Origin of the sequence: Polynucleobacter necessarius, from assembly GCF_900096755.1 — a bacterium.
Lineage (GTDB): Bacteria > Pseudomonadota > Gammaproteobacteria > Burkholderiales > Burkholderiaceae > Polynucleobacter > Polynucleobacter necessarius_K.
On the sequence record NZ_LT615227.1, the window covers coordinates 137,200 to 156,160 of the forward strand.

General features: G+C 46.6%; 20 protein-coding genes, 1 tRNA gene and 4 pseudogenes. 11 read left to right on the forward strand and 14 right to left on the reverse strand.

The features are described 5' to 3' along the window. Nucleotides 1-72 precede the first annotated feature (72 nt). From DXE27_RS00710 to DXE27_RS09470, 6 genes and pseudogenes are all read left to right on the forward strand, one after another. Nucleotides 73-761: pseudogene (locus tag DXE27_RS00710) on the forward strand (GntR family transcriptional regulator). Beyond that, the gene (locus tag DXE27_RS09455; protein ID WP_231969582.1) at nucleotides 758-1,339 is read left to right on the forward strand and encodes an FAD-binding oxidoreductase; all 582 of its coding nucleotides are present in this window, start codon (nucleotides 758-760) and stop codon (nucleotides 1,337-1,339) included. Before DXE27_RS00710 ends, DXE27_RS09455 begins: the two are co-directional and overlap by 4 nt. Then, on the forward strand, nucleotides 1,326-2,495 hold the full coding sequence (locus DXE27_RS09460) for an FAD-binding oxidoreductase (protein WP_231969583.1): 1,170 nt from the start codon (nucleotides 1,326-1,328) through the stop codon (nucleotides 2,493-2,495). Before DXE27_RS09455 ends, DXE27_RS09460 begins: the two co-directional genes overlap by 14 nt. Continuing rightward, on the forward strand, nucleotides 2,495-2,629 hold the full coding sequence (locus DXE27_RS09925; RefSeq protein WP_269459779.1) for a hypothetical protein: 135 nt from the start codon (nucleotides 2,495-2,497) through the stop codon (nucleotides 2,627-2,629). Before DXE27_RS09460 ends, DXE27_RS09925 begins: the two co-directional genes overlap by 1 nt. Further along, nucleotides 2,595-3,029 carry a hypothetical protein gene (locus DXE27_RS09465; RefSeq protein ID WP_231969584.1) on the forward strand — a complete coding sequence of 145 codons (435 nt, stop codon included), beginning with the start codon at nucleotides 2,595-2,597 and terminating at the stop codon, nucleotides 3,027-3,029. Before DXE27_RS09925 ends, DXE27_RS09465 begins: the two co-directional genes overlap by 35 nt. Nucleotides 3,030-3,196: 167 nt before the next feature. Then, nucleotides 3,197-3,799 carry a (Fe-S)-binding protein gene (locus DXE27_RS09470; protein WP_231969585.1) on the forward strand — a complete coding sequence of 201 codons (603 nt, stop codon included), beginning with the start codon at nucleotides 3,197-3,199 and terminating at the stop codon, nucleotides 3,797-3,799. Between the two features lie 75 nt (nucleotides 3,800-3,874). On the opposite strand, the gene DXE27_RS00720 is transcribed toward DXE27_RS09470, so the two are convergent. Genes DXE27_RS00720 through queG form a run of 3 tightly spaced genes read right to left on the reverse strand, consistent with a single transcriptional unit; the run spans nucleotide 3,875 to nucleotide 6,019 of the window. Further along, entirely contained in the window at nucleotides 3,875-4,153 is a 279-nt protein-coding gene (locus tag DXE27_RS00720) for a hypothetical protein (protein ID WP_197712268.1), read from the reverse strand. Between the two features lie 39 nt (nucleotides 4,154-4,192). Next, nucleotides 4,193-4,915 carry an AzlC family ABC transporter permease gene (locus DXE27_RS00725; RefSeq protein WP_197712269.1) on the reverse strand — a complete coding sequence of 241 codons (723 nt, stop codon included), beginning with the start codon at nucleotides 4,913-4,915 and terminating at the stop codon, nucleotides 4,193-4,195. 3 nt (nucleotides 4,916-4,918) lie between these two features. Beyond that, nucleotides 4,919-6,019, reverse strand: a complete 1,101-nt coding sequence (queG, locus tag DXE27_RS00730; protein ID WP_128112519.1) for a tRNA epoxyqueuosine(34) reductase QueG — start codon at nucleotides 6,017-6,019, stop codon at nucleotides 4,919-4,921. A gap of 43 nt (nucleotides 6,020-6,062) precedes the next feature. Between queG and tsaE the strand changes: the two genes are divergently transcribed. The 3 genes from tsaE (at nucleotide 6,063) to DXE27_RS00745 (ending at nucleotide 8,098) form a co-directional block, all read left to right on the forward strand. Continuing rightward, entirely contained in the window at nucleotides 6,063-6,584 is a 522-nt protein-coding gene (gene tsaE / locus DXE27_RS00735) for a tRNA (adenosine(37)-N6)-threonylcarbamoyltransferase complex ATPase subunit type 1 TsaE (RefSeq protein WP_128112520.1), read from the forward strand. Continuing rightward, entirely contained in the window at nucleotides 6,584-7,930 is a 1,347-nt protein-coding gene (locus DXE27_RS00740; RefSeq protein WP_128113668.1) for an N-acetylmuramoyl-L-alanine amidase, read from the forward strand. The genes tsaE and DXE27_RS00740 overlap by 1 nt, the downstream gene beginning before the upstream one ends. Nucleotides 7,931-8,022: 92 nt before the next feature. Beyond that, nucleotides 8,023-8,098: transfer RNA gene (locus DXE27_RS00745), tRNA-Lys, on the forward strand. Between the two features lie 148 nt (nucleotides 8,099-8,246). On the opposite strand, the gene DXE27_RS00750 is transcribed toward DXE27_RS00745, so the two are convergent. The 4 genes and pseudogenes from DXE27_RS00750 to fabI form a co-directional block, all read right to left on the reverse strand. Further along, entirely contained in the window at nucleotides 8,247-9,272 is a 1,026-nt protein-coding gene (locus DXE27_RS00750; protein ID WP_231969586.1) for an acetate/propionate family kinase, read from the reverse strand. A 31-nt stretch (nucleotides 9,273-9,303) separates the two neighbouring features. After that, nucleotides 9,304-9,450, reverse strand: a complete 147-nt coding sequence (locus DXE27_RS09475) for a hypothetical protein (protein WP_231969587.1) — start codon at nucleotides 9,448-9,450, stop codon at nucleotides 9,304-9,306. A 28-nt stretch (nucleotides 9,451-9,478) separates the two neighbouring features. After that, nucleotides 9,479-10,887: pseudogene (locus tag DXE27_RS00755) on the reverse strand (bifunctional enoyl-CoA hydratase/phosphate acetyltransferase). A 10-nt stretch (nucleotides 10,888-10,897) separates the two neighbouring features. After that, complete coding sequence (gene fabI / locus DXE27_RS00760; RefSeq protein ID WP_197712270.1) at nucleotides 10,898-11,659, reverse strand: enoyl-ACP reductase FabI; 762 nt, start codon at nucleotides 11,657-11,659, stop codon at nucleotides 10,898-10,900. 247 nt (nucleotides 11,660-11,906) lie between these two features. Here fabI and DXE27_RS00765 point away from each other — a divergent pair, with 247 nt between their 5' ends. Together DXE27_RS00765 and DXE27_RS00770 are read left to right on the forward strand one after the other, a co-directional pair. Next, nucleotides 11,907-12,140, forward strand: a complete 234-nt coding sequence (locus tag DXE27_RS00765; protein WP_128112522.1) for a hypothetical protein — start codon at nucleotides 11,907-11,909, stop codon at nucleotides 12,138-12,140. 284 nt (nucleotides 12,141-12,424) lie between these two features. Next, nucleotides 12,425-12,808 (forward strand): PaaI family thioesterase, encoded by a 384-nt coding sequence (locus DXE27_RS00770; RefSeq protein WP_128112523.1) that lies wholly within the window; start codon nucleotides 12,425-12,427, stop codon nucleotides 12,806-12,808. 14 nt (nucleotides 12,809-12,822) lie between these two features. Here DXE27_RS00770 and DXE27_RS00775 read toward each other — a convergent pair whose 3' ends face one another. The 7 genes and pseudogenes from DXE27_RS00775 to DXE27_RS10345 form a co-directional block, all read right to left on the reverse strand. Beyond that, complete coding sequence (locus DXE27_RS00775) at nucleotides 12,823-14,232, reverse strand: NAD-dependent succinate-semialdehyde dehydrogenase (protein WP_128112524.1); 1,410 nt, start codon at nucleotides 14,230-14,232, stop codon at nucleotides 12,823-12,825. An 18-nt stretch (nucleotides 14,233-14,250) separates the two neighbouring features. Next, on the reverse strand, nucleotides 14,251-15,072 hold the full coding sequence (locus tag DXE27_RS00780; RefSeq protein WP_128112525.1) for a tripartite tricarboxylate transporter substrate-binding protein: 822 nt from the start codon (nucleotides 15,070-15,072) through the stop codon (nucleotides 14,251-14,253). 150 nt (nucleotides 15,073-15,222) lie between these two features. Next, a complete protein-coding gene (locus tag DXE27_RS00785; protein WP_197712271.1) occupies nucleotides 15,223-15,510 on the reverse strand; it encodes a P-II family nitrogen regulator in 288 nt (95 codons plus the stop codon). Further along, a pseudogene (locus tag DXE27_RS10340) lies at nucleotides 15,507-16,009 on the reverse strand (efflux RND transporter permease subunit). The gene DXE27_RS00785 and the pseudogene DXE27_RS10340 overlap by 4 nt, the downstream one beginning before the upstream one ends. Nucleotides 16,010-16,013: 4 nt before the next feature. Then, entirely contained in the window at nucleotides 16,014-18,593 is a 2,580-nt protein-coding gene (locus DXE27_RS00790) for an efflux RND transporter permease subunit (protein WP_269459781.1), read from the reverse strand. 2 nt (nucleotides 18,594-18,595) lie between these two features. Further along, the gene (locus tag DXE27_RS00795) at nucleotides 18,596-18,895 is read right to left on the reverse strand and encodes an efflux RND transporter periplasmic adaptor subunit (RefSeq protein WP_172457091.1); all 300 of its coding nucleotides are present in this window, start codon (nucleotides 18,893-18,895) and stop codon (nucleotides 18,596-18,598) included. Beyond that, a pseudogene (locus DXE27_RS10345) lies at nucleotides 18,896-18,949 on the reverse strand (hypothetical protein); the annotation flags it as partial. Between the last annotated feature and the right edge of the window lie 12 nt (nucleotides 18,950-18,961).

The window sequence follows — 18,961 nt, forward strand, 5'->3', positions numbered from 1 at the left end:
AGTTATATGACAATTTTGTAGAAATTTCCATTTTGTATACAAATTAATAAGCCTAAGGCTAAGGGTTGATCCATGACAGTACTAGAGCAGCCAAATTCACAAAATTTGCATGAAGCCACTTTCGAGAAGCTCAGATCCCTTTTGGTCGAGGGCAAGATCGCACCGGGCAGCAAACTCAATGAACGTGAATTGGCTGAGAGCCTCAATGTGTCACGCACCCCGATTCGAGAGGCAATTCGTCGCTTAGCCGCCGAAGGATTGGTAGAGCTCATTGCCAATCGTGGTGCGATTGCTGTGCAACTCAGTCTTGAGATGGCGTTTTAAATACTTTTGATGTGATTGCAGATCTGGAAGGTTTTTCTGGAGAATTGGCTGCCAATAATATTAGCGATGCCGCCCTCTCTGAATTAGAGGCGCTTCAATATGAAATGATGGCTTCTTATGCAAGACGTGATTTATCAAGTTATTACAAACTCCATTTACGCATTCATCACCTCATTAATCAAGCAGCCAATAATCCCGTTCTTTCAAAACTCTTTACCCAGGTTAATGCCCGTATTGAAGCACTACGCTTTCGATCCAATCAAGATGGCGTTAAGTGGGAGAAGGCTGTAGAAGAGCATCAAGAAATGTTGGATGCCTTAAAGGCCCGTGACAGCGCCCGTATGCGCAAAATCATGATTCAATACGTCAGAAATAAGCGTGATGTTGTTGCCCAGCTACTCAAATCAGAAATGTCTACGGAGACAGTGAAGTCATGAATAAGCCCTTAGACCTTAAAGAACTCATGGTGGACCAAGCCCAACTGGCTAAGCGCTTGCGTCAGGAGACCTCTGGTGAAGTAATGACTGATAGTGCTAGTCGCAGGCGTTATGCAACCGATGCCTCAATCTACCAAGCGATGCCTGTTGCAGTCTTTGTTCCAAAGACTGCACAAGATATTGCAAGCGCTATTCAGATAGCTGCAGAACTGAGCGTTCCTGTCCTGCCTCGCGGAGGCGGCACTAGCCAATGCGGTCAAACTACTGGTGCAGCACTCGTTATTGATAACACCAAATACTTCAGAAACGTTTTAGATCTCAATCTTGATAAAGGATATGTAGAAGTTGAGCCCGGAATCGTACTCGACCATCTGAATGGCTCACTCAAGCAACATGGTCTTTGGTATCCGGTGGATGTTTCTACTGCGGGACAAGCCACTATTGGCGGCATGGCAGGCAACAACTCTTGCGGTAGCCGCTCGATTGCTTATGGCAATATGGTGCACAACGTATTAGGAATAGATGCCTGGCTTGCCAATGGTCAAGTAGCGCAATTTGGTAACTATGCCAACAGTTAGTTCTGGTGCTGCAAAAGAGCTGGGTGATTTTGTAAAAAATCTAGCCCATACCCTAACACCTGAGATTGAGGCCCATTTTCCAAAAGTATTAAGACGGGTAGCGGGATATAACCTCGCTATCTTCAACCCCCAAAGTGAATTGCCTTACACCCAAGATGGCAGCGTCAACCTAGCCCCTTTGCCGCAACATAAAGTGTTGGGCATTGTGAACTTCGCTAGCTTTTACAAGGCAATGGATAGCGCTCAGCATATTGTGAAGCTCGGCCCTACTGCTGTTGAGCTCGTTGATCGCACGATGATTGACTTGGCACGCAGCAACCCCAGCTTTAAGAAAACCATTGAAACCGCTCTTATTGATCACACGGCCCAAACACCTGAAGCAATCTTGTTAGTAGAGTTTTCTGGTGAAGCACATGCGTCCTTACTGGAAAAGCTAAAAGCCTTGCAAGAATTGATGAGTGATTTAGGTTTACCTGGCTCTGTAGTGGCTATGCCGGATGCAAACTTGCAAAAGAACTTATGGGAAGTGCGCAAAGCTGGCTTAAATATCATGATGAGCCTCAAGGGTGACGGTAAGCCGGTCAGCTTTATTGAAGACTGCGCTGTACCGCTCGAGAGCTTGGCCGATTACACCCAGGCGCTGACGGATGTGTTTTCTAAATATGGTTCACGTGGCACCTGGTACGCTCACGCATCCGTAGGCACATTGCATGTGCGCCCTATTTTGGATATGCGTAGAGATGGCGCACAGAAGATGTGTGCCGTTGCAGAAGAGGCATCCGCATTGGTTCGCAAGTACAAAGGCGCCTATAGCGGCGAGCATGGTGATGGCCTCTGTCGTGGCGAGTGGATCTCTTGGCAGTTTGGCCCCAAGATCACTGAAGCCCTCGCAGAAATTAAATACGCATTTGATCCAGGCAAGATTGTGAATCCTCCGAAGATGGATGACTCCATCAACTTTAGATTTCCGCCAAGCTATAAAGTGATTCCACTGCAACCAGCGCTCGATTGGTCGGCATGGAATGTGCAGAACGATCCAGTGACCGAAGAAACCACTGCGCCCGGTACAGGCGGCGACCCACAGCAATGGGATTGGCTAAAGCAGTGGAGATGTGCAATAGCCACTGCCGTAACCGTAAGTTTGACGCTGAAGTAATGTGCCCAAGCTATCGCGTTACTCGCGATAAAAAACACCTCACCCGCGGTAGAGCCAACACGCTACGTCTTGCGCTTTCAAATCAACTCAATATCAAAGATGAATCTTCACCACTCGGTAGCGATGCCCATTAAAGAGGTGATGGAGCTTTGCGTGAGTTGCAAGGCCTGTCGCCGTGAATGTCCAACTGGCGTGGATATGGCCAAGATGAAGATTGAGTTCCTCTCTGCTTATAAGAAGCGTGTAGGCCACTCATTGCGCGATTTAGCCGTTGCCTATCTTCCTAAATATGCAGGCACGATTAGCGCCATTCCATTCTTGCCGGCAATTTTGAACTTACGCAATCACATTGCACCGATTGCAAAGCTGCAAGAGTGGGCCATGGGTATTTCTGCGCAAAGAAGTCTGCCTGTTTGGAAGACAAAGACTTTCTGGAATCAGAAGAAAGCAAATACTTACCAATTCACTCCAGATCAGTTGGCAAGCAATGCTGATGGCAAGGGCGTTGTACTGTTGGCAGATACACACCTTTAATGCTTACTTTGAAGATGAGAACCTCATCGCTGCATTGAAAGTACTAAAGGCTGCCGGTTATCGCGTTCACATTCCCAAGAAGAAAGAATCAAAGTAACTCAGCAAGCCCCACAGAAAATACTTGCTCAAAAGAGTTTTGCTGCGGCAGAACCTATCTTGCGGCAGGCATGGTAGATAAAGCCAAAGCCACCCTAGGTGAATTAGTTGACCACTTAGCGCCTTATGCAGATCAGAACATTCCAATTATTGGTTTAGAGCCCTCTTGCTTATTCACCTTAAAAGATGAAGCGCTCGTGATGGGCTTTGGTGAACGCGCAGTAAGCGTATCTAAGAAAGCGCAATTGCTAGAAGAGTTTTTAGCAAGTGAAGTTAAAGCTGGTACGCTTCAGTTGAAACTGAAGGCGTCTGATAAGCCGGTACTGTTTCATGGTCACTGCCATCAGAAATCTTTCGCCGCCGTTACCCCTGCTATGGAACTGCTTAAACTGATTCCGAATGCGGAGCCAAAGTTAATTGAATCTTCTTGCTGCGGTATGGCTGGTAGCTTTGGATATGAAGCTGAGCACATTGAAGTATCTAAGCAAATGGCTGAAGCCAGCTTATTGCCAAGTATTCGTAAATCGCCTGATAGCTGGTGGTTGCGGATGGCACTAGCTGTCGTCACCAGATTGCCGATGGCACACAAAGAGAAGCGGTTCATATCGCCAGAATTCTGGCGGCGCACCTTTAAATACTCAATGCTTTGGGATGGTGATTCGCCACAGCAATGATTTAGCGAATCACTCCGTAGGAGACCCATCAAAATAGTGCCAGTCAACAAGGCTGGCACTAAGCGACGTGTTGGCTTAGACATCATGACGGCGATACTCAAGACGCAAATTAATATTCGGATTCATAAAGGAACAGTTGCCAGCAAACCCAAAGGCATAACAATGAGGCGCACAGTGAGTGCAGCAACCATAGCGTAAGTAACAAGCCGCCAACCATCGAAAGATCTCGCTATCTTGGTTAATGCGCTGCGAGAGCGTCACCCCAATTGCACGACAGAAATAGGTGCCTAAACAGGCTCCCACCAAAGCAACCCATAGACCCCAGCCAGTTAGCGCGCTCTGAATCATATTCATCAGCTTATCACCTCTGCTTTCTTGCGCAAGAATTTTCGGTCAATAAAGTAAGCGATGGTGCGTGCCAGCGACCAAACCAGCGGTTAGCAAACTAGTATCACGGTCGATAAAGAAAAATATTGGTCCAAAAATGCATCCCATCAGAATAGCAATTCGATTAATCCAGGGCTTTACTTCAGTAAAGGTCAACAAGAAGAACAAAGGATTAATAAATACAAGCCCTAAGGTTACAGGGGGAGGCACCATTCCCGCCAAGAAATAACCCAAAATTGTTCCTGGAACAGAAATTAGCCAACACACCAAGCCAAGACCTACAAAGTAGCTAAGGCGATGGCGCGTTTCGATTGAATGAAACTCACGCATCGAGATAGCCCAAGCAGTCATAGCTAAGAGGTGCACAGAAGCATAGAGACTTCGATTTCGATCCTGATGATGAAACTGCGGAAAGAGCGTCACCGTCATCGTAATAAAACGGGTGGCCGTTAACGTGACCGCCAAGGCAATCGCAATAGCAGAGGAACCGGTAATAGCCATTTCCAGCAACACCACTTGCCCAGGGAGGGCAAACATAAATAAGCTCGTTGCAGATGTAAACCAAATATCAAAACCAACCATGCCTGCGAAGAGAACCAATGCAGGGGCACCAGCGGCATCGCGAATGCTAGACCAAAATGCATCATGACGATTTTTAAAGCGCTCAGCCGCAGATCCTTCTAATGCGATTTCACTAGGGTCAATAAATGGTTGGTCTGCAGATGACATGACTTAATTGTAAGCGCTTAAGGCCCACTGAATATGCTCAGCCACCAGTTCATCTGCGGTAGAAAGGGCTTCGTTTAAGGCCGCACGAATGACTTCCTTATCAGCACCATCTACTTTAGCGCTCGCAAGAGCATTACCCATCGCTACTGCTAAATTACGCCGCCATCTGCTGTAGCCAATTCTACGAATAGCACTACCCTCATGGCGTTGCTCAAACTCTGCTTCGGTCCAGGACCACAGATGCATAAGACTGGCCTGGCCTAGACTATGGCGCTGTGCAAAGTCAGGCAGCTGTGTTCGTTTTGAGAATTTATTCCAAGGGCAAATTAACTGGCAGTCATCACAGCCATAAACACGATTGCCCATCGCACTTCTAAACTCCACCGGAATCGATTCTGGATTCTCAATAGTTAAGCAAGAGATGCAACGTCTAGCATCGAGCTGATATGGCGCAGTGATAGCTTGCGTAGGGCAGACATCAATACATGATGTGCAAGTTCCACAATGCTCTTCTTGCTCTTGATCTATTGGCAATGGCACATCCACCAGGATCTCACCCAAGAAAAATGTTGAGCCAGATTCTCGATTGAGTAATAGCGTGTGCTTACCGCGCCATCCTAGACCAGCTTTTCGTGCTAACTCCACCTCCATCAAGGGAGCAGAATCTGTAAATACGCGGTAGCCAAAGGTACCAATTTTTTCTTCGATCAATTTGGCAAACTCTTGTAAGCGATTGCGCAGAACCTTGTGATAATCGCGCCCTCTGGCATACATCGATACCACAGCTTGCTGAGGATCCTCTAAACGCCCCCACTCCCGCTCAATCTCAAATTCAGGGGGAAGATAGTTCATTGATACACAAATGACTCTGACGGTTCCTGGCACTAAGAGCTCGGGATCAGACCGTAAATCTGCATGCCTTTGCATGTAGTCCATATGGCCATGGCGACCTTCAGCCAGCCACTGATTTAAACGCTCACTAGCAAGGCCTAAATGCGTATTGGTGATACGTAAGCCGTCAAACCCTAAATTTGCGGCCTGCTCCCCCAGCCAAGTTCGTAACTTGGCCTCATCTAAAGAGTTTGGAGTCGCAGATAAAGACATATTGATAGAGAATGTAGCTCAATAATTGAATAAACTAGGGGCAATGACAAAAATACTGGCATCACTAAAGCAACATTGTAGGCAGGAAGCGGAAACCGCTGCCCTAGCCCAGCATCTTGCCGCCAGTTTGCAGCAATCCATTCACCAAACTCCAGGTATCCACCTCAACATCTCCCTAGAGGGTGATCTAGGGGCTGGTAAAACGACCTTTGCAAGACATCTAATCCAAAGCCTAGGCCACAGTGGAAAAGTAAAGAGCCCTACCTATACCCTTTGCGAACCGTATCCGCTAGTCAGCGACAAACATTCGTTTACCGCCCATCACTTTGATCTTTATAGAATGCGTGATCCACTCGAGTGGCAAGAGGCTGGATTTGCAGAGTTATTTGATGTGCCAGGATTTTGTCTCATTGAATGGCCTGAAAAAGCAGAGGGCACCCTTCCCGCATTTGATCTTCAAATGAAGTTAGCGGCTGGTGCAGATGAAAATGAGCGCACTATTGAGATGAACGCACTTTCGGATGCGGGCAAAAAAGTACTTGAAGTAATAGAAGCTACTAATTGATGAGCGGCAAAAAAATAAACCTCACTAGAAGGCAACATCTCAAAACTTCCGCAAAGTTCTTGAGCTTTGCGTTACTGCTTACCGAGGTAGATATCGCCTGGGGCGCCAAAATTATGGGTGTTCGTGTATGGCCCTCCGAGGACTACACACGCGTGACTTTAGAGTCAGATACACCGTTACCGATTACGCAACAGATTCTGACTAATCCAGACCGCCTGGTAGTTGATGTGCAAGCACTTGAACTTAATCCGACACTCAAAGATTTGGTTGCCAAAGTAAAACCGAACGATCCTTATATTTCACAAGTACGAGTTGGACAATTTCAGCCAGGTGTTGTGCGTTTAGTGTTTGATTTAAAAGAACCCATCAAGCCGCAACTCTTCACACTTGATCCTGTGGCTGAATACAACTACCGCATGGTATTTGACTTGTATCCAACTACCCCGCCAGATCCGCTGATGGCTTTAGTGAGAAGCAGCGCCAAAAAAGAAAGTGCGCTTGAGAAATCAAACGAAGAAATAGATTTGATTGCTCAATTTGCTGCCAAGAAAGAAAAAGAACTCGCTAAGACGCCATCCGCACCAGTTGCCCAGGCCATCCCAGAAACGAAGGAAGCGCCAGCGCCTGCCAAGTACAAACGACTGATCACAATTGCGATTGATCCTGGCCATGGTGGCGAAGACCCAGGCGCCATTGGTGCAGCAGGCTCTCGAGAAAAGAATGTGGTCCTGGCTATTGCTAGACGACTGAAAGACAAGATTGAGGGCGAAGCCTATATGCGCCCATTCTTGACCAGAGATGGCGACTACTTTGTGCCGCTGCATGTCAGAGTACAAAAAGCGAGACGCGTAGAGGCCGATTTGTTCGTATCCATTCATGCAGACGCTTTCATCGAAAGAAATGCCAGAGGCGCTTCAGTCTTTGCGCTCTCTCAAATGGGGGCCAGTAGTACAACTGCACGCTGGATGGCCAATAAAGAAAACGCCTCAGATTTAATTGGGGGCATCAATATCAAGACTCAGGATCGTCAAGTTGCCAACCTACTGCTAGACATGTCGACCACAGCCCAGATTAAAGATTCTCTACAGGTAGGTAATTCGATCTTGAGGCAAATCGGTGGATTTGCAACTCTTCACAAGCCCAAGGTAGGGCAAGCAAGCTTTGCGGTTCTAAAGGCCCCAGATATTCCTTCCATCCTCGTTGAGACCGCTTTTATTAGCAATCCCCAAGAGGAAGCGCGATTAAATGATGACGCTTACCAGGATCGTATTGCAGAGGCCATTTTGAGAGGAATTAAGGAGTATTTTTCCAAAAATCCGCCTGTCGCCAGACGGGTCAACTCCTAGGCACTTGTAACTACAAGGGCTGACGGGCAGGCCCCACAGACCCGAGGAACACTAAGAAAGAAACTTCTTGCTATAATTTATGGATTAACTCTGGGTCGGTAGCTCAGTCGGTAGAGCAGCGGACTTTTAATCCGTTGGTCGCGAGTTCGAATCTCGCCCGACCCACCAGTTATACAAAAGCCACCCTCGGGTGGCTTTTTCTTTTCCCCGCTCCAGCCTTTAAAGAATCAATCGTTCGAAGTTGGGTGCTTATCCATGCTCGAATTAGAGGGGCTTTCTATCGCATCAAACATGAGATCTATGTCGAGGCGCATTATCACCTGCTAACGCGATCTTTTTCGAGCAACTTTTGTGCGTCACGGGCTGCAATCATGCCTTCATCAGTAGGCACAACCCAAACCTCAACTGAACTGTCTTCAGCGCTAATTCTGACAATCTGATCCTTGCATGCATTTCGATTTTTTTCTTGATCCAGCTTGATGCCTAGCCAAGATAGTTTTTCAATCACATCTTGGCGCAGCTGTGAATCATGCTCCCCTATGCCGCCGCTAAAGTCAATGACGTCCAAGCCGCCGAGACAAGCAATCATTGCACCAGATTCACGTACAACTCGGTAGGAAAATAATTCAATTGCAGCTTGCGCAAATGGCTCAGCATTAGCCCTAAGCTTACGCATATCAGCTGAGATGCCAGACACACCAAGTAGGCCGCTTTTCTTGTATAGCAACTGCTCTAGTTGATCATGAGAATAACCTTTCTCAAGGAGGTATAAGATCACTCCGGCATCCAATGATCCAGCCCTAGTCCCCATCATCAAGCCATCCAACGCAGAAAATCCCATGGTAGTTGCTATGCTTTTACCAGCTATAGCTGCGCACAAACTTGCCCCATTACCCAGGTGAGCCATAAGCACTTTCCCTTTTGCGCGACTCGAGCAATTCAACAAAGACCCCATAATGTATTGATACGAAAGTCCATGGAAGCCATACCTCTTAACACCTAGGCTACTAATTTCTCTTGGCAGCGCAAAGGCAGATGCCGTCCCGGAAATGGTCTGATGGAATGCGGTATCAAAGCACAGTACTTGCGGTGTGTCCAAGAACGCTCTTGCAAATGCCCTGACCCCCTCAATGTTGTGGGGTTGATGCAAGGGCGCAAGGGAATTCAACTGGCTTAAATCTTCTAGGATTGCATCGCTAGCGATAACGCTATCGGCATATGACAAACCGCCATGTACGATGCGATGCGCAATAGCATCAATCTTTGGGATTTTGGGCAAAGAAATAATGAGTTCTTTGAGCTGTTCTAATGCAGATGTAAATGGGTCTGCTGACGCGTTCACTAATGGCACTGTCTCGGCTACACCGTTGTAGTCATAATGCAGAACTGGTGAGCCATGAATGAGGTTCTAAGCCCTCAAAATTACCGACCAAAATCGAAGGCTTCACAACGCCATCTTCAACCGGGTAAATGGCAAACTTGATGGTTGATGAGCCTGCATTTACGGAGAGGATTGCCATTTCAGCGCCTTATATTGCTCAGAGGTAATTAGTCTTTAGGGCGATACGAATGAGCTACCAATAAACCCAGTAATGCAGATGCCACTCTAGCTCGCGGGCCATCAGCTCGACTTGTTAATGCCACTGGAATTCGGGCGCCCAAGACCAAGCCTGCTCCGCTGGCCCCAGCAAAATACTCAAGTTGTTTGGCTAGCATGTTCCCAGACTCTAAGTCGGGGACATTCAAAATATCCGCATCACCCGCCACAGGAGAATCAATTCCTTTGATTTGCGCTGCATGTAAGGAGATTGCATTATCAAACGCCAACGGGCCATCCAGGATGCCGCCCTTAATTTGCCCACGTTGAGCCATCTTGCAAAGTGTTGCAGCCTCAATCGTAGAGGGGATATCAGGATTCACTGTCTCAACCGCAGACAAGATTGCCACCTTGGGATTTGACGCGCCCATGATGACGCTAAAATCGATTGCATTTTGAATAATATCGACCTTCTCCATGAGAGTCGGATGAATATTGAGCGCAGCATCAGTCACCAGCAATGGCTTGCTATACATCGGAATGTCAAAACGAAACACATGTGACATTCTTCTGCCGGTTCTTAACTGAGGGCGCGCCAATATGGCATGCAAGAGCTCATCTGTATGCAGGCTGCCCTTCATCATCATTTCCACCTTATGATCCACCGCCATCTCTGCCGCTTTATCTGCAGCAGCATGGCTATGAGGAACATCAATGAGCTCGTATGGAGTGATGTCAATAGATGAGGCAAGCGCAATCGCTTGAATTTTCTTGGACGGGCCAATCAGAATAGGCTTAATAAGTCCTGCTACTGCAGAATCAACAGCGCCCATCAAAGACTCAGCATCACATGGGTGTACTACCGCACAAAATACTGACTCAAGATGATGGGCTTTTTCTAATAAGGCATGAAAACGTGCCTCGGGATCAAAAATCTGAATATGGGGAGCGCTTAATCGAGGTCGTGATATTTTTTCGTAGGAGCAATAATGCGAGCGGTGCCATGTAAGACTTTTTCACCATTTTGGTTGTGCACCACGCAGTCAAGCTCAACATGATTTTTTTCATCATCCTTAGAGTTCACTGTAGCGACTACAACTAAAGTATCGCCAATCCGAACAGGTCTTGAAAAATGCAAGTCCTGCTGCAAGTAATTGGTTCCAGGACCCGGGAACTTGGTTCCCAGTAAGGCGGATATTAATGCGCCGCCCCACATACCATGTGCAATAACGCCATGAAACATAGTGTCGTTAGCATACTCAGGGTCGAGATGTGCTGGATTTGTATCACCCGAGACAGCAGCAAAAGCCTGAATATCCTCAAGCGTTAAAGTACGCAATAAGCGAGCACTTTGACCAATGCTGAGTTCATCATACGTAATATTCTCAATCAGCACATTCTCCTCTGTGTTGGTATTCATTGCATTTCCTTTAAGCAATAGCATGGCAACCACCATCTACATAGATGGTTTGACCGGTCATTCCTGATGCTCCATCGGAGCATAAAAACATGGATAGACTAGCAATTTCCTCAAGTCGAACCGACCTTCCCAGCGGAGATTGGTTGACTGCAGTTTGCATGAGCTCATCAAAGTGATCAATGCCTGAAGCTGCGCGCGTTAGTATGGGGCCAGGTGAAACGGCATGAACTCGAATTTTTTTACCCCCCAATTCGACAGCCATGTATCGAACCAAAGATTCTAGCGCCGCCTTTACTGGGCCCATCAAACCGTAATGAGGAACTGCTTCATCAGCACCCAAATAACTCATCGTTAATAGAGCGCCACCTGAAGGCATATGTGGGGCGCATAACTTCGCAAGCGTGGCAAAGGAATGGCAGGAAACTTCCATAGTCCTAGAAAACCCAATGCTAGAGCTATCGATTACACGCCCGTGAAGATCCTCTAACGGTGCCCATGCAATAGAGTGAATTACAAAATCAAAATGGTCCAACTTGTTGACCGCACTATTCACTAAAGCCTCTAATGCGCCGACATCTTCCGCATTACAGACCTCTAGCCCAATCCTCTCAGCATTGGTGAGAGGCTCAACATACTGCCTTGCCTTTTCATTTTGACAGGTAACAATAATCTCCGCACCCATCTGCTTAGCCATAAGCGCACATCCCCAGGCGATACTTTGATCATTTGCCACCCCAAGAATGAGGCCTTTTTTCCCGCTTAAACTAAACATTTGGTTCATTCTTCAATCTGCATATCTAAAAGTAACATGAAGCAAAGGCCCATATAGAGATGCCCTCCCTAACCAATCTTGCACTACAGTTATAAGAGATTATAAGCGGCAAATAAGACGAAAATAAGACCAAATCCGGAGCTCATCTAAGTCTTCTAGATATAATGAAATATAACTTTCATTTATATAACCATTGAGAAAATCCTGGTTAAAAGAATCGATCAACTACTGTAATTACGCGAGTCACATGGATAGGCCGTATCTAGACAATGAGTTTGAATCCGTGGTCCATCAACTCAATCAAGAAATCGATCGACTCGCGTTTGCACTAAAGCTTGATCTCTCCAATCATGCACCGCTACATCAATTTTTGCTGCAAGAGATTGATCATGAGCACGATCATTTTCATAAGCGTGAAACTCTGAAGGATCTTATCACCTTAAGAGGAAAAATCAGCATTGAATTAACGTCCAGTAGATAGATAAAAATTGCTCGGCATCAGAGAGGGCTGCGGACTTTTAAATCCACTGGTTGCGAGTTCGAATTCAATATTGCCCGACCCACCGGCTATACAAAAGCTAGGGAAGGCTTTGATCGAAAATTTGTGACTTCAAAATAGAGTCCCATCGCGTCACCCCTTTATAAGCCCAATTAAGCTAAAAATATTGGTCGCACTTCCTTTCGCTTTTCAATTTAAGCATCAGCATTCAGGAAATCAAATGTAAAATTGGTCGGTTAACAATCGTCACATTAAGTAAATCCAATATGCATCAAATCGATAACCCTTTTCTTGAATCCCTTGGCGTCACCCTTACGGAATGGCGACCTGATTATGCGGAGATGCAACTAGAGATTGCTCCAAACCTGCAAAATCGAATCGGCAGAATTCAGGGTGGAGTGATGTGCACCTTATTGGATGCCGTATTGGGCTATGCGGGTCTATATGTAGCGCCTGGAGAGCCAGCACTGAAAAATGTCACCCTCTCAATCACCACCAATTTTCTAAATTCTGCTGAAGGCAAGGCGCTCACAGCCAAGGGCTTTATTGAACGCAAAGGACGCGGTATTTATTTTGCACGGGGCGAGGTGTGGTTAGACTCTTCAACGCTGCTAGCTACTGGTGTTGGAACCTTTAAATACATCCGCTAATAGAGACTACTTACTTACAATCCAATACAAACGTATTTCATCTCAAGATATTCATCCATACCCCAAGAACTACCCTCGCGACCTGAGCCTGATTGCTTAACTCCGCCAAATGGTGCAACCTCATTTGAGATGACACCGCTATTAACACCAACCATACCGTACTCGAGCGCCTCAGCAACACGCCAGATTCGGCCGATATCGCGACTATAGAAATACGAAGCCAAACCAAACTCGCTATTGTTTGCTGCAGCAATAACTTCCGCTTCCGTCTTAAATCGCGTGATCGCCACTACCGGGCCAAATGTCTCCTCCCGCATAATCAGCATCTTCTCTGTAACGTCAGCCAAAACCGTTGGCTCAAAAAATAATCCTCCCAACTGGTGGCGCTTGCCTCCAGAAATGACTTTTGCGCCATGCTTCACGGCATCGGCAATATGAGATTCAACTTTTTGCACGGCATCTTCGTCAATTAATGGCCCTTGATGCACGCCATCTGACATGCCATTCCCAACGATAAGCTCGCTACTAGCCTTACCTAGCTTTTGAACAAATTGATCGTAAAAAGTTTCATGAACATAAAAGCGATTTGAACATACGCAAGTTTGCCCAGCATTGCGATACTTTGATTGCATCGCACCCTCAACAGCTGCGTCTAGATCCGCATCCTCAAACACGATGAATGGCGCATGCCCACCTAATTCCAAGCCAAGTTTCTTGACTGTAGAGGCAGACTGTCGCATGAGAATTTTTCCCACAGGGGTAGACCCTGTAAATGAGAGGTGTCTTACGACTGGGGAGTCACAGATCACCTTGCCCACCTCGATTGAATTTACAGAATCCGCAGTAATAATATTGATTACGCCATCCGGAACTCCTGCTTCTTGGGCCAACTTAGCCAAGGCTAAGGCGGAGAGTGGGGTTTGCTCTGCAGGTTTAATCACAATCGTGCAACCCGCTGCAATAGCGGGTGCAACCTTGCGGGTAATCATTGCTAACGGAAAGTTCCACGGAGTAATTGAGGCACATACACCAATGGGCTGCTTGAGCACCATCATCCGCTTGTCACCCCAAGTGGAGCTTGGGATTGCGCCAGTAACACGTTTAGCCTCTTCACCAAACCATTCAAGGAAAGATGCTGCGTAAGACAGCTCACCTTTCGCTTCAGGCAGAGGCTTGCCTTGCTCTTTGCACATTAATTCTGCTAAATAGTCCGAATTCTTGCGCATTAACTCAAACCAACGTCGCAAAATAATGGCGCGCTCTTTTCCTGTCTTTGCACGCCATGCTGGCAATGCTGCATTTGCCTTATCAATGGCAAACTCCGTTTCAACGGCACCCATGTTGAGAACATGCTCCAGCACTTCTCCAGTTGCAGGATTAATGACTGCAAAAGTCTTGGATACCATTGATTCTGAGTTTTTCATTTATATAGTTAGTTATGATTATTGCGGCTTAACACCAGCATTTTTCATGGCTGTTTTCCATCTTTCGATATCAGCAGCCAAGAATTTTGAGAGTGCAGCAGGATTAGCCATGGCGGGTATTGCCACCGCTGCATCCATTTCAGTAAAGCGCGAAACCAAAACAGGGTCCTTTAGTGCAATATTGAGCGCCTTTGCAAATCGATCAATCACTGGCTTAGGAGTATCTTTTGGCGCATATGGGCCATGCCACACTGATAACTGAAAGCCAGGAATGCCCGATTGACTGAACGTTGGCACAGTAGGCAAGGAGCTAAAGCGATCTGGCTGCAGCAATGATGTTCCACGAAGAATATTCACTCTATCCAAAAGTTTATTCAAACTCTCGCTGACTAACTGATTGCCGCAACCATCCAATATGATTTTGTACACCAGAGATTTGGCTTCGAGCAAAGGCTGTTTGTCTACTTTTTTAGCCGCTTCATTTAACTTTTTAATTGCGAGGCCCAATTCCTTAATTTGTGCATCCGATGCAAGACGAGAAAACTCAGCCACCGCAAAACTCTCGAGCAGAGCACGAAACGCATAGAGCTCACTTGCTTCCTCGCAAGATACCGAGGCGATCACTGGGCCACGATGAAGTTCATGGGTAATTAATTTATCCGCCTCAAGTTGGCGTAACGCCTCCCTTACTGGTGGACGACTAACACCTAAAAGCTCGCAGATTTCACGCTCAATCAGCCTATCCCCAGGCTTGTATTTACCGCCTACGATCGCCTGCTTGAGGTAAGCCTCGACATACTCACGCAAGCTTTGGGGTTTGGGAGGAAGGGCTAATGTCATTTAATGGCCTTGTTTTTTGTATTGCAAAATACTACACCATTCAATTCGCTTATTAAGACGCCGTTTATGAAAAAGCCACCCGAGGGTGGCTTTTCTTCAAATCCATCTTTCCCAATAACTTATCCCGAAGATTTGGCGATGAAAAATGCTTTAGGTACTGGTGTGCACCACCCCATCACCCATTTGGCCAGTTTGGCAAACCGAAACAATTCTATCCATCAAAACTGGGGCAATTTCTACATTACAGACTATTTCTACGCGCACCTTTGCAGAGTAGTCGGTTAATTCATCTTTGATAGTTGTTTTATTCGTCTTTGAAGATGCGCTGCAGCCCTCAACCTTTGAAACAGTCATCCCAGGAAATCCTGGTGTACCCAAAAGAGCTGTTCGCAATGCAGCTAGTTTATTTGGGCGTATTACTGCTTTGACTTCCATCATGCTTCCACCTCTTTATCTTCAAACCATCTATATAAAACAGGTAACACTAATAACGTTAATGCTGTAGATGTGATTAAGCCAGCAATCACTACAGCTGCCAATGGACGGGTAACCTCTGATCCAGGGCCGCCTGAGAACAACATTGGAACTAAAGCCAACATAGCCACCGAGGCAGTCATCATGACCGGTCTAAAGCGATGTCCACACCCATGAAGAAGGCATCGTCCATGCTGTAGCCATCTTCGCGTAATTGCTTGATAAATGAAATCAGCACAACGCCATTTAATACAGCGATTCCCCATAGGTTAATAAATCCAACCGCTGCAGGAACGGAGAGATATTCGCCAGTAATAAATAAACCGAATACACCGCCAATTGAGGCGAATGGCAGCACCAAAATAATTAAGCCAGCCAACCTAATAGATTTAAAGAGCAAGAAGAAAATTGCCAAGATGGTCAGCGGAATAATGATCATAAGACGAGCCATCGCTCTTTGCATATTTTCAAATTGGCCGCCCCATTGCAATGTATAGCCCTGAGGTAACTCTATATTTTTTTGCAATGAGTTCTTGAGCTTCCTTAACAAATCCACCCAAGTCACGCCCTTCAACGTTAACGCCAACTACCAGGCGACGTCTTCCAGACTCGCGTGAAATTTGCGCAGGGCCTTCGATTAAAGAGATCTCCGCTAAGTCACGCATCAGAACCTGAGCGCCGTCGGGAGAGTGCAGCACGATGTTCTCAATAGCATCGATTTTGTTTCTATAGGAAGCTGGATAACGCAATACCAAAGGAAAGTGCCTTTCGCCTTCGTAAACGTAAACTGTGCTTGCCTGCTTACCACCAATGGCTGTTTCAATTACTTCATTGACGTCAGAAACATTGATTCCGTAACGCGCAATCGCATCACGATCAATTTTGATATTGAGATAGTTCTGGCCAGATGCCTGCTCAATGCGCAAGTCATTGCTACCCTTCATCTTGGTCAGAATTTGCCCAATTTGTGAGCCTAACTTCTGCAGCATTACCAAGTCATCGCCAAATATTTTGACGGCTACTTGTGACCGCACACCAGAAACCATCTCATCTACTCTGGCTGCAATTGGCTGTGAAATCGCCAGCTCAATTCCAGGAAGAGTTTTAAGCTTTTCACGAATTTGCTGTGCGATTTCTTCTTGACTTAGTTTCCTATCACCCAAAGGCTTAAGAGTAACAATGGGGTCAGACTCATTGGGCTGACCAGGATCAGCTGGTGACTCACCCTTACCCAAACGGGAGACTGCCATCTCAACACCAGGAATGGTCATGATGCGCTTAATGGCCTCAAACTCCAATTTAATAGACTCATCTAAGGAGATGTTTGGTGCCCGAACAATAACAGGAGTAATTGAGCCTTCTTGCATCACTGGAATAAACGCCTTGCCTAGCAAAACAAATCCCACCAAGCTAATGCCTAAAGCGATTAACGAACGCTTTACAACCAACTTAGGATTGGCCAGGCTCCAATGCAGCCAACGCTCATAAGGAGCGCGCATTTTCTTAACAACTTTGGCGTCATCTTCACCACCGTCCTTCAAGATATAAGAGCAGAGCACAGGTGATAAGGTAAAGGACAGAATTAAGGAGATGGTTAACGCAATTGCAATCGTAATTGCCATCGGAGCAAACATCTTGCCCTCCATACCCTCCAATGAGAGTAAAGGCATAAATACTAAGATGATGATGCCTACACCAAATAACACAGGCTTACCAACTTCCGATGCCGCCTCTAAGATGATCCTGTTTTTAGACTCCCCAGATTTAAGTCGCTCGCCCAACTTGGCAAAGGTGTTCTCTACCACCACGACAGAGCCATCTACCATGATGCCAATCGCGATCGCAAGGCCTCCTAATGACATTAGGTTCGCTGAAATGCCATAGCGATTCATCACCAGGAAAGTTAAGAGTGGTGTAAGCAACAGCGTTGCCACCACGATAAGCGAGGAACGAACATCACCCAAGAAGAGGAAGAGCAAAATAATGACCAGTATGACGCCCTCGACCAATACCTTCGCCACGTTGAACATGGCTGCATTCACTAAATCTGTGCGGTCGTAAAAAGGCACAATCTGTAGACCGTCAGGCAGCAACTTCCCTTCGTTAATCTCTTCTACTTTGAGCTTAATGCGATTAACTACTTCACGCGCATTACCCCCTCGGATCATTTGCACAATGCCAGCAACACTCTCTGTGTAACCATTTTTTATAGCTGCGCCCTGGCGGATTTCACTACCAATCGTGACTTCTGCTACGTTCTTGACATAGACCGGAATGCCTTTGACTTCTTTGAGGATGATCTTGCCAATATCTTCAGGCTTAGTAATCAAGCCAAGGCCACGAATCAAGTAACGCTCTGCATAGCTAGGTAACTGACCGCCACCTGAGTTCGCATTATTGCGAGCAAGCGCTTGATAGACTTCATGCAAGCTTACTTGGTAGTGACGCAAACGCTCAGGATTTACTAAGACCTGATACTCCCTTGCATAACCACCCTGAGTATTAATCTCTGCCACCCCAGGAATAGAACGCAGCATCGGCCGAACAATCCAGTCCTGCACAGCGTGACGATCTGAAAGCTCATCAACCGTCAGCTCCCGATGGCGATCGGATGGATGATCTAAGGTGTACTGGTAGACCTCCCCAAGTCCAGTAGATGGGGGCGCCAATACTGGCGTAATGCCGACTGGCATTTTTGAGGCAACCTCAATCAATCTCTCAGTAACCAGTTGCCGCGCAAAATAAATGTCGGTTTTTTCAGTAAACACCAAAGTAATCACTGAAATTCCATTGCGGTTTAAAGAACGCATCTCCGTTAAACCAGGCAGCCCCGTCATTCCCAATTCAATTGGGATGGTGACAAAACGCTCAACCTCTTCCGGTGACTTACCAGGAGCTTCGGCAGCCACTTGCACCTGCACATTGGTCACATCAGGGAAGGCATCAACCGATAAACGCTTAGTCGCCAGCAGTCCTGCCACTAATAATGCAATAACAACAACCAATAAGCGTTGCTGTAGTGATAAACGGACAATTCTTTCAATCATGTTTAGCCGCCACTTAGCTGACGTTTGCGCTCAGTATTTAAATGATATGCACCTTCGACAGCTATTTCTTGGCCCTCTTTCAAGCCGGAGATAACCGAGCGATAGCCTCTGCCCTCTGGCCCAAGCTTTACTGGCACCATGCGGTACAACTCATCATCCAAGCGAACAAATACGTGATCGTGATTATCTTCACGCACAACAGCGCCAACAGGGACGACCAACTTTTCAATTGGCTGGCTTTCGATCAGCATCGTGGCCAGCATGCCAGGCTTAATTTGGCCTTCATTGTTTGCCAATTCCATGCGCACCACCACAGTACGTGTTTGGGGGTTCACAATTGAATCCACATGTGCCACATGTGCCTTCAA

Excerpts from the sequence above, each read along its gene's own strand:
- DXE27_RS09470 (WP_231969585.1), top strand. The coding sequence starts at position 3,197 with ATGGTAGATAAAGCCAAAGCCACCCTAGGTGAATTAGTTGACCACTTA.
- DXE27_RS09475 (WP_231969587.1), bottom strand. The coding sequence starts at position 9,450 with ATGGCAATCCTCTCCGTAAATGCAGGCTCATCAACCATCAAGTTTGCC.
- tsaE (WP_128112520.1), top strand. The coding sequence starts at position 6,063 with ATGACAAAAATACTGGCATCACTAAAGCAACATTGTAGGCAGGAAGCG.
- DXE27_RS00725 (WP_197712269.1), bottom strand. The coding sequence starts at position 4,915 with ATGTCATCTGCAGACCAACCATTTATTGACCCTAGTGAAATCGCATTA.
- DXE27_RS09460 (WP_231969583.1), top strand. The coding sequence starts at position 1,326 with ATGCCAACAGTTAGTTCTGGTGCTGCAAAAGAGCTGGGTGATTTTGTA.
- DXE27_RS00795 (WP_172457091.1), bottom strand. The coding sequence starts at position 18,895 with ATGGAATTGGCAAACAATGAAGGCCAAATTAAGCCTGGCATGCTGGCC.
- queG (WP_128112519.1), bottom strand. The coding sequence starts at position 6,019 with ATGTCTTTATCTGCGACTCCAAACTCTTTAGATGAGGCCAAGTTACGA.
- DXE27_RS00780 (WP_128112525.1), bottom strand. The coding sequence starts at position 15,072 with ATGACATTAGCCCTTCCTCCCAAACCCCAAAGCTTGCGTGAGTATGTC.
- DXE27_RS00785 (WP_197712271.1), bottom strand. The coding sequence starts at position 15,510 with ATGATGGAAGTCAAAGCAGTAATACGCCCAAATAAACTAGCTGCATTG.
- DXE27_RS00765 (WP_128112522.1), top strand. The coding sequence starts at position 11,907 with ATGGATAGGCCGTATCTAGACAATGAGTTTGAATCCGTGGTCCATCAA.
- DXE27_RS00770 (WP_128112523.1), top strand. The coding sequence starts at position 12,425 with ATGCATCAAATCGATAACCCTTTTCTTGAATCCCTTGGCGTCACCCTT.
- DXE27_RS00775 (WP_128112524.1), bottom strand. The coding sequence starts at position 14,232 with ATGAAAAACTCAGAATCAATGGTATCCAAGACTTTTGCAGTCATTAAT.
- DXE27_RS00790 (WP_269459781.1), bottom strand. The coding sequence starts at position 18,593 with ATGATTGAAAGAATTGTCCGTTTATCACTACAGCAACGCTTATTGGTT.
- DXE27_RS09465 (WP_231969584.1), top strand. The coding sequence starts at position 2,595 with ATGAATCTTCACCACTCGGTAGCGATGCCCATTAAAGAGGTGATGGAG.
- DXE27_RS00740 (WP_128113668.1), top strand. The coding sequence starts at position 6,584 with ATGAGCGGCAAAAAAATAAACCTCACTAGAAGGCAACATCTCAAAACT.
- fabI (WP_197712270.1), bottom strand. The coding sequence starts at position 11,659 with ATGTTTAGTTTAAGCGGGAAAAAAGGCCTCATTCTTGGGGTGGCAAAT.
- DXE27_RS09925 (WP_269459779.1), top strand. The coding sequence starts at position 2,495 with ATGTGCCCAAGCTATCGCGTTACTCGCGATAAAAAACACCTCACCCGC.
- DXE27_RS00720 (WP_197712268.1), bottom strand. The coding sequence starts at position 4,153 with ATGAATATGATTCAGAGCGCGCTAACTGGCTGGGGTCTATGGGTTGCT.
- DXE27_RS09455 (WP_231969582.1), top strand. The coding sequence starts at position 758 with ATGAATAAGCCCTTAGACCTTAAAGAACTCATGGTGGACCAAGCCCAA.